This is a genomic window from Neoroseomonas soli (genome assembly GCF_018129065.1).
Classification (GTDB): domain Bacteria; phylum Pseudomonadota; class Alphaproteobacteria; order Acetobacterales; family Acetobacteraceae; genus Neoroseomonas; species Neoroseomonas soli.
Genome location: NZ_JAAEDM010000134.1, coordinates 1 through 7,595 on the forward strand (window position 1 = coordinate 1; position 7,595 = coordinate 7,595).

The following is a 7,595-nucleotide window of genomic DNA, read 5'->3' on the forward strand; positions in this document are numbered from 1 at the left end:
GGGTGCGGCCGGCGTGGCGGGCGTGGCCGCGCTGCCCGGGCGGGCTGGCTGGGCCTGGGTCGTGGCAGGAGCCGCCGGTGTGGCCGGTGCCGCAGGGACTGCGGTGGTGGCGCCGCCACCGATCACGGTCTGCGGAGCGCCGCCCTGGGCGAAGCCCGCCCCGGCTACGAGCATCAGTCCGGTGGTGAGAAAGGCCGTCCGGGAGATCTGGCGCATCTTGTCCTCCTTGTTGGTCCAAGCGCAGGGAGGATGAGACAGGCCGGCGCAGGCGGCCGCAGGGCGACGCCAAGGTGCTTTCGGGGCGATCGCGGCGGTTCGGCGGCAGGCGTGGCGGAGTGGTGGCAGGGCGCTACAGCCCCGCATCCTCCGGCACCAGCACGTTGTCGTGTTCGTCGATCCGCGCCGGCACGCGTTCCAGGACCTCCCCGTAGCAGGGGCCGGAGGTGCAGAAGCCGTCCTCGATCCGGAACCGCGCGCCGTGGGTCGAGCAGAGGATGTTCTGCTTCCTCGTATCCAGGAACCGGTCCGGCACGGGATCGAGCGGCACGCCGATATGCGGGCAGGAATTGACGTAGACCCACACATGCCGCCCGCGGCGCACGGCGAACAGCCCGGTGAAGGCGCCCGGCGCCGCCGGGAAGCCCTTGGAATTGCCGTCCGGGATGTCCGCGAGCGTGCAGAGCACGCGCTCGGCAATGGGTTTCATGCGCCCGTCCATCCACCCATCCGCGCGAGGATCTTCCAGTGCCCGGGCGAGATGGGCATGACCGAGAGGCGCGACATGCGCACCAGCGCGATGCCCGCGAGCCGTGGGTCAGCCTTGATGGCCGCCAGCGTGACCGGTTGCGGCAGGGCCGCCAGCGCCTTCATGTCCACGCAGACCCAGGGGCTGCCTGCCTCCGCCGTAGGATCGGGATAGGCCTCGCGCACCACCTCGACCACGCCGACGATCTCCTTGCCGACGTTGGAATGGTAGAAATAGGCGCGGTCGCCGAGTTTCATGGCCGCCAGGTTGGCCTTGGCCATGTGGTTGCGCACGCCGGTCCAGGGCTCGATCCCGTTTTCGACCTGCTCGTCCCAGGAGAATGCGTCGGGTTCGGACTTCACCAGCCAGTAGTTTGTCACGTTGATTGTCCCTGAAACGGCGGGCGGCGGCCATCCGGGGCACCCATGCGCGTTGCCGTGCAACGTGCATGGGAACCCGGCCGCCTTGCCTTCGCGCCCTGTGCTGGACCGCTTTGGGCAGCGGTTGGTCCGGGCGCGGTCGCGCTTTGCGCTCCCGGCCTGCCGATGGCAGGCCGCCTCTCGCGTCCGGCGGTCATTCTGCTTTCGCGCCGTCCTTGAAGACGATCCGGTACGGGTTGATCGACACCCGGGCGAAACAGCCGGCCTTGGCGAAGGGGTCGCCTTCGGTCAGGGCATCCACCGCGGCGCGGTCCGGCGCCTCGATCACGCGGACGGAGCCGATGGAGTTGCCCTCCGCATCCATGATCGGTCCGGCGATGAGCAGCATTTCCCGGTGCTTTTCCAGCCATTCGATATGCGCGGCCCGCACGGCGCGTCGCGTCGCGCCCATGCCCGGCTTGTCCTCGATCGTCACGGCGAAGAGCATTCGGCTTCCCCCTCTCGCCCCGGCAGGGGGCGCCCCCAAGGTGACGGGACGTAACGCCGCCCGCGCGCGGCTTCAATAACCCGCGCCTTTCCCCTAAGTGGGGGGCGTGGATGGACGCCTGACAACCGGCACCGGAGCCACCGCCGCCCGGCCGAACCCCGGAGGGCGGAGCCTCCATCGCTTCGCCAATCCCGGCCGCTTCCTGCGGGCGACCGGGCGGCTCATGCCCCTGCTCTGGGGCGCGGCGCTGATCGTGCTGGGTGCCGGGCTGCTCTGGGGCCTAGTGCTCTCCCCGGCCGACTGGCAGCAGGGCGAGACGGTCCGGATCATGTATGTCCATGTGCCGATGGCCTGGCTCGCCATGGGTGGATACACGGGCCTCGCGATCCTTTCGGTCATGTCGCTGATCTGGCGGCACCCGCTGGCGGACCTGACGGCGCGGGAACTTTCCCCCGTCGGCGCCGCGGTCACCGCACTGTGCCTCGCCACCGGCAGCCTCTGGGGCAAGCCGATGTGGGGCACCTGGTGGGTGTGGGATGCGCGCCTGACCTCGGTGCTGGTGCTGTTCTTCCTCTGGCTCGGCCATGCCGCGCTGGTGCGCGCCTTTGATGACCCGGAGCGCGGCGCCAGGACCGGCGCCATCCTGGCGTTGGTCGGCATCGTCAACGTGCCGATCGTGAAGTTCTCGGTGGACTGGTGGAACACGCTGCACCAGCCGGCTTCCGTGACGCGGCTGAACGCGCCAGGGATGCATGTGGACATCCTTTATCCGCTGCTGGCCTGCGCGCTGGGCTTCTCGCTGCTGTTCGCCGCCGTGGTGCTGGCACGCACGCGCGCGGCGGTGATGGAGCGGCGCGTGCGCGCCCTGCAACTCGCCCGCGCGCGGCGGGAGGAAGGGGTGCCGGCATGACGTTGCATTGGTGGCACATCACCGCATCCTACCTCCTGACGTTCGTCGTCTTCGGCGCGCTCGCGATCGGCGCTGCGGCGCGGCACCGCGCGGCGAAGCGGTTGCTCGCGACCCTCGATCCGCGGGGGGAGCGGCCGTGACTTGCGTTGCGTCAACGCGGGGAGCAAGAACCCCCCATATTTCCAGGGCACCGGGGATCGCGCCGGTCGCCGAGGCATAGATCCATGACCCGCAAGAAGCGCCGGCTGATGGTCCTGCTGCTGGCAGGCCTCGGCCTCGGCACCGCCACGGCCCTGACGCTGACCGCCTTCCAGGACAATCTGGTCTTCTTCCTCTCGCCCTCCGACGCGATGGCCAACCGCCCGCCGGCGGATCGCGCCTTCCGCCTCGGCGGCCTGGTGGAATCCGGCAGCATCGAACGCACCACGGGCAGCGACGGTCGCCCGAGCGCCACCTTCCGCGTCACCGACGGCCCCACCAGCATCAGCGTGACCTATTCCGGCGTGCTGCCGGACCTGTTCCGCGAAGGGCAGGGCGTCGTCACGCTCGGCCGGCTGCTGCCGGACGGATCGTTCCGCGCCACCGAAGTGCTTGCCCGCCACGACGAGACCTACATGCCACCCGAAGTCGCCGACGCCCTGCGCCGCGCCGGGCACTGGAACCCCGCCCAGGGCGCGGCACCGCCGGCCGAGACCTGGAACACCGCGCCGCGCCAGCGCGAAGGACGGAGCGGGGGATGAGGCGGGTGGTTCCGGTGGGGGCGGTTGACCGGGGGCTCTGCCCCCTGGACCCCAGCCGGGGAGCCGACAGGCTCCCCGGGCCCCTCCCTGAATGGGCTTGGGGGCGGAAGGGGCATGGTGCTCCTGTCCCGTCGGTGCCGCGCGTGAGCCCCTCCCGCCCCCAAGCCCATCGGAATCGAGGGTCCGGGAGGCTTCTGCCTCCCGGCGGGGGGTCCGGGGGGCTGGCCCCCCGTTCTGCCTGCCCCACCCGGAGCCACCCCGCATGATCCCCGAACTCGGTCATTTCGCGCTGGCCCTGGCCTGTGTCCTGGCTCTCGCGCAGGCGGTGCTGCCCATTGTCGGCGCCGCGCGGCGCGATCCGCGCTGGATGGGCACGGCCGCGCCGCTGGCCTTCGGGCAGTTGATCGCGGTGGGGGTGGCGTTCGGCGCGCTGCTCTGGGCCTTCGCGGTGAACGACACGACGGTGTCGAACGTCGTCGCCAACAGTCATTCCGCCAAGCCGCTGATCTACAAGTTCTCCGGGTCGTGGGGGAACCATGAGGGCTCGATGGTCCTCTGGGTCCTCATCCTCTCGCTGTGCGGGGCGGCGGTGGCGGCCTTCGGGCGGGACCTGCCGACGGCGCTGAAGGCGCGGGTGATCGGGGTGCTTGGCTGGGTCGCGCTCGGCTTCCTGGGCTTCGTGATCTTCACCTCGAACCCCTTCGACCGGGTGTGGCCGCCGCCGGCGGATGGGCGAGGGCTCAATCCGGTGCTGCAGGACCCGGGCCTCGCGATGCATCCGCCGATGCTCTACCTCGGCTATGTCGGCTATGCGGTGACCTTCGCCTTCGCGGTGGCGGCGCTGCTCGAAGGGCGCGTGGATGCGGCCTGGGGGCGCTGGGTGCGGCCCTGGGCGCTGGCGGCTTGGTGCTTCCTGACGCTCGGCATCGCGCTGGGGTCGTGGTGGGCGTATTACGAGCTCGGCTGGGGCGGCTACTGGTTCTGGGATCCGGTGGAGAATTCCTCGCTGCTGCCCTGGCTCGCGGGCACGGCGCTGCTGCATTCGGCGATCGTGGTCGAGAAGCGCGACGCGCTGAAGATCTGGACCGTGCTGCTGGCGTTGCTGGCCTTCACCCTGAGCCTGCTCGGCACCTTCCTGGTGCGCTCGGGCGTGCTCAATAGCGTGCATGCCTTCGCCAATGATCCGACGCGCGGCACGGTCATCCTGGTGCTGCTGATGGTCTATGTCGCGGGGTCCTTCGCGCTGTTCGCCTGGCGGGCGCCGAAGCTGGCGCCGACTGGCATCTTCGCGCCGATCTCGCGTGAGGGCGCACTGGTGCTGAACAACCTGCTGCTGTGTTCCATCGCGGCGGTGGTGCTGGCCGGCACGCTATGGCCGATGTTCGCGGACATCCTGACCGGGGCGAAGATCTCGGTCGGGCCGCCCTTCTTCAACACGGCGACGGCGCCGCTGGCGATCCCGCTGGTGGTGGCCATGCCCATCGGCGCGATGCTGCCGTGGAAGCGCGGCGATGTCTGGGCCGCGCTGCAAAGGCTGTGGTGGGCGGCGGCGGCGGCGCTGGTGGTCGGTTTCCTGTTCCTGGCCGCGCTGGGCTATCCGGTATGGCCGGCGCTCGGGATGGCGATGGCGGCGTGGCTCATCGTCGGTGCGGCGGCGGACATCGTGGACCGCATCGCTCTGTTCCGCCGGCCGGCGCAGGCCTGGCAGCGTGCCCGCGGGCTGCCGCGCGCGGCCTGGGGTGCGGCGCTGGCGCATGCGGGCCTTGGCGTCACGATCGCGGGCATCGCCGGCATGGGCGTGGCGACCGACACGCTGGTGGCGCTGAAGGCCGGGGAGAGCACGCGGCTCGCCGGCTACGAGTGGCGCATGGAGGGCCTTTCCGATGTCACCGGCCCCAATTTCACCGCCCGCCGCGCGACGGTGACGGTGCTGCAGGACGGCCAGGTGGTCACGGTGCTGACGCCGGAACGCCGGACCTTCCAGGTGGATCGCCAGACCACGACCGAGGCCGCCATCCACACCAACGCCATGCGCGACCTCTACGCCGTGCTCGGCGAGGAGCGCGACGGCGCTGGGGTGCTGCGGCTGCATCACAATCCCCTCGCGCCCTGGATCTGGTTCGGCGCGGTCATCATGGCGCTCGGCGGCGGGCTGTCGCTATCCGACCGCCGCATGCGCGTGGCGGCCCCCGCCCCCAAGGCCGCGACGGTGCCGGCATGAGCGAGAGCCCCACCTCCCCGCCGCAGCGCAGCCGGCGCTGGATGCTCTATGCGCCGCTCGGCCTCGCCGCCGCGGCCGGCGCTGGCTTTTGGGTCATGCTGCGCGGCTTGCAGACCGGCGAGTACGACCCGCGCGGCGTGCCCTCCGCCCTGCTCGGCAAGGCGCCGCCCGATTTCGACCTGCCGCCGCTCGAAGGCAGCGACCTGCCGGCGCTGGCCATCGCCGACCTGCGCAGCCCGCTGCCGCTGCCGGCGCCGGTGCTGGTGAACTTCTGGGCGTCCTGGTGCGTGCCCTGTGTCATCGAGCACCCGCAACTCATGCGCCTCTCGCGCGAGGGCGTGCGAGTCTTCGGCATCAACTACAAGGACCGTCCGGCCGATGCCGCCGCTTTCCTGCAACGCCACGGCAATCCCTTCGCGAAACTCGGCCGTGACGAACCCGGCCGCGTCGCGATCGACTGGGGCCTCTACGGCGTGCCCGAAACCTACCTGATCGACCGCCAGGGCCTGATCCGCTGGCGCTACGCGGGGCCGGTCACGCCGGACGTGCTGGACAAGGACCTGCGACCGCTGCTGCGGAGGTACGCGTGACGCGGGCGATGCTGCGCGGCGGGGAGGGCTCTGCCCTCCCCGGAACCCCTCCCGCCAAGGGCCGAAAGGCCCTTGGAACCCGATACTTGGGCGGTTGGAGGGAGGGGCTTCGCGCATGCTTCGGCGCCCGCGGTCGCTCCGTGCCCCTCCCTCCAGCCACCCAATTCATGGTGTCCAGAGGCCTTTCGGCCTCTGGTGGGGGGAGGTCCGGAGGGGGGCAAAGCCCCTCTCCGCTGCGCTGCCTCGCCGCAGTCCTCGCCTTCCTCCTCGCCGCCGCTCCGGCCCTGGCCATGGTCGGCCGGCCCGAGGACCGGCTGCGTGATCCGGCGCTGGAATCGCGCGCCCAGGAGATCGGACGCGAGTTGCGTTGCATGGTCTGTCAGAACCAGTCCATCGAGGACAGTGATGCGGACCTGGCGAGCGACCTGCGGCGCATCGTGCGGGAGCGTGTCGCGGCGGGCGAGGACAATGCCGCCGTGATGCGCTTCGTCCACGACCGCTACGGCGACTTCGTGCTGCTGCGGCCGCCCTTCAATCCGGTGACGGCGCTGCTCTGGGCCATGCCGTTCATCGCGCTGGGCGGTGGGGCAGCGGTGATCCTGGCGCGGCGACGGCGGGCCGCCGGGACCGAACCCGCGCCACTGACCGAGGCCGAGCGTCGCCGCCTCGATGAACTGGAGCGCGGCAACGGCGCATGAGCACCTGGATTCCGCTGGCCCTGCTGGCGTTGGCGGCGCTGCTGCCGCTCGCCGCCGCCGTCCTTCGCCCCCGCGCCGCGCGTGGGCGGCGGGAGGCCGACATGGCGCTGTATCGCGCGCAGCTCGCCGAACTCGACCGCGAGAAGGAAGCGGGCCGGCTGGACGAGGCCGGCCATCGCGCCGCGCGCGTGGAGATCCAGCGCCGCCTGATCGCCGCCGCCGACCAGATGGAGGCGGCGACGACCGCCGCGCGCAACCCCGCGCTGCTGGTCGCGGTGTTGCCGCTGATCGCCGCGGGCGGGCTTGGGCTTTACCTGCTGCGCGGCTCGCCGGGCATGCCCTCGGCGCCCTACGACCTGCGGGCGGAGGCGATGGCGCGGGACGAGCAGATCCTGGCAACGCTGCGCGCGCGCCTCGACGCACTCGATCCGCGCAGCGAGCAGGCGCGGCAGGGTTATGTGCTGCTCGGCAATGCCGAGCGAGGGCGAGGCAACGCGGAAGGGGCGCTCGCCGCCTGGCGCAAGGCGATCGAGGCACGCTTCGACCCCGAACTGGCCGGCGACATCGCCGAACTGGAAATCGTCCGCGGCGCGCCGGCCGAGGCGACGGCCTGGATCACGCGCGCCCTGGCCGAGGCCCCGGCCGAGCCGCGCCTGCGCTTCCTCGCCGGGCTGGTCGAGGCCGAAAGCGGCCGCCCGGCCAATGCCCGGACGCTGTGGCAGGCGCTGCTGGCGGAATCGCCGCCCGATGCGCCCTGGCGCGGGATGCTGGAACGCCGGCTCAGCGCCTTGCCCTGACCGGCGGCACGGGCGGCCGCGGCAAAG

General features: G+C 71.7%; 11 protein-coding genes. 7 read left to right on the forward strand and 4 right to left on the reverse strand.

Features of this window, described 5'->3' with window-relative positions:
- The 4 genes from GXW76_RS24215 to GXW76_RS24230 all read right to left on the reverse strand — a co-directional run.
- Positions 1-216 (reverse strand): hypothetical protein (locus GXW76_RS24215; protein ID WP_211864714.1); only part of this gene is annotated, 216 nt, incomplete at its 3' end.
- 133 nt (positions 217-349) lie between these two features.
- Positions 350-706, reverse strand: a complete 357-nt coding sequence (locus tag GXW76_RS24220; RefSeq protein WP_211864715.1) for a Rieske (2Fe-2S) protein — start codon at positions 704-706, stop codon at positions 350-352.
- Positions 703-1,125 (reverse strand): EVE domain-containing protein, encoded by a 423-nt coding sequence (locus tag GXW76_RS24225; protein WP_211864716.1) that lies wholly within the window; start codon positions 1,123-1,125, stop codon positions 703-705. Before GXW76_RS24225 ends, GXW76_RS24220 begins: the two co-directional genes overlap by 4 nt.
- Before the next feature lie 193 nt (positions 1,126-1,318).
- Entirely contained in the window at positions 1,319-1,600 is a 282-nt protein-coding gene (locus GXW76_RS24230; RefSeq protein WP_211864717.1) for a YciI family protein, read from the reverse strand.
- A gap of 118 nt (positions 1,601-1,718) precedes the next feature.
- On the opposite strand from GXW76_RS24230, the gene GXW76_RS24235 reads away from it, so the two are divergent.
- The 7 genes from GXW76_RS24235 (at position 1,719) to ccmI (ending at position 7,568) form a co-directional block, all read left to right on the forward strand.
- Positions 1,719-2,522 carry a heme ABC transporter permease gene (locus GXW76_RS24235; protein ID WP_408904404.1) on the forward strand — a complete coding sequence of 268 codons (804 nt, stop codon included), beginning with the start codon at positions 1,719-1,721 and terminating at the stop codon, positions 2,520-2,522.
- Positions 2,519-2,662 carry a hypothetical protein gene (locus tag GXW76_RS24240; protein ID WP_211864718.1) on the forward strand — a complete coding sequence of 48 codons (144 nt, stop codon included), beginning with the start codon at positions 2,519-2,521 and terminating at the stop codon, positions 2,660-2,662. The genes GXW76_RS24235 and GXW76_RS24240 overlap by 4 nt, the downstream gene beginning before the upstream one ends.
- An 84-nt stretch (positions 2,663-2,746) precedes the next feature.
- Positions 2,747-3,262 carry a cytochrome c maturation protein CcmE gene (ccmE, locus tag GXW76_RS24245; RefSeq protein ID WP_211864719.1) on the forward strand — a complete coding sequence of 172 codons (516 nt, stop codon included), beginning with the start codon at positions 2,747-2,749 and terminating at the stop codon, positions 3,260-3,262.
- 262 nt (positions 3,263-3,524) lie between these two features.
- On the forward strand, positions 3,525-5,483 hold the full coding sequence (locus GXW76_RS24250) for a heme lyase CcmF/NrfE family subunit (protein ID WP_211864720.1): 1,959 nt from the start codon (positions 3,525-3,527) through the stop codon (positions 5,481-5,483).
- Entirely contained in the window at positions 5,480-6,073 is a 594-nt protein-coding gene (locus GXW76_RS24255) for a DsbE family thiol:disulfide interchange protein (RefSeq protein WP_211864721.1), read from the forward strand. The genes GXW76_RS24250 and GXW76_RS24255 overlap by 4 nt, the downstream gene beginning before the upstream one ends.
- Positions 6,074-6,306: 233 nt before the next feature.
- On the forward strand, positions 6,307-6,771 hold the full coding sequence (locus GXW76_RS24260) for a cytochrome c-type biogenesis protein (protein ID WP_272876140.1): 465 nt from the start codon (positions 6,307-6,309) through the stop codon (positions 6,769-6,771).
- Complete coding sequence (ccmI, locus tag GXW76_RS24265) at positions 6,768-7,568, forward strand: c-type cytochrome biogenesis protein CcmI (RefSeq protein WP_211864723.1); 801 nt, start codon at positions 6,768-6,770, stop codon at positions 7,566-7,568. The genes GXW76_RS24260 and ccmI overlap by 4 nt, the downstream gene beginning before the upstream one ends.
- Positions 7,569-7,595: the final 27 nt, after the last annotated feature.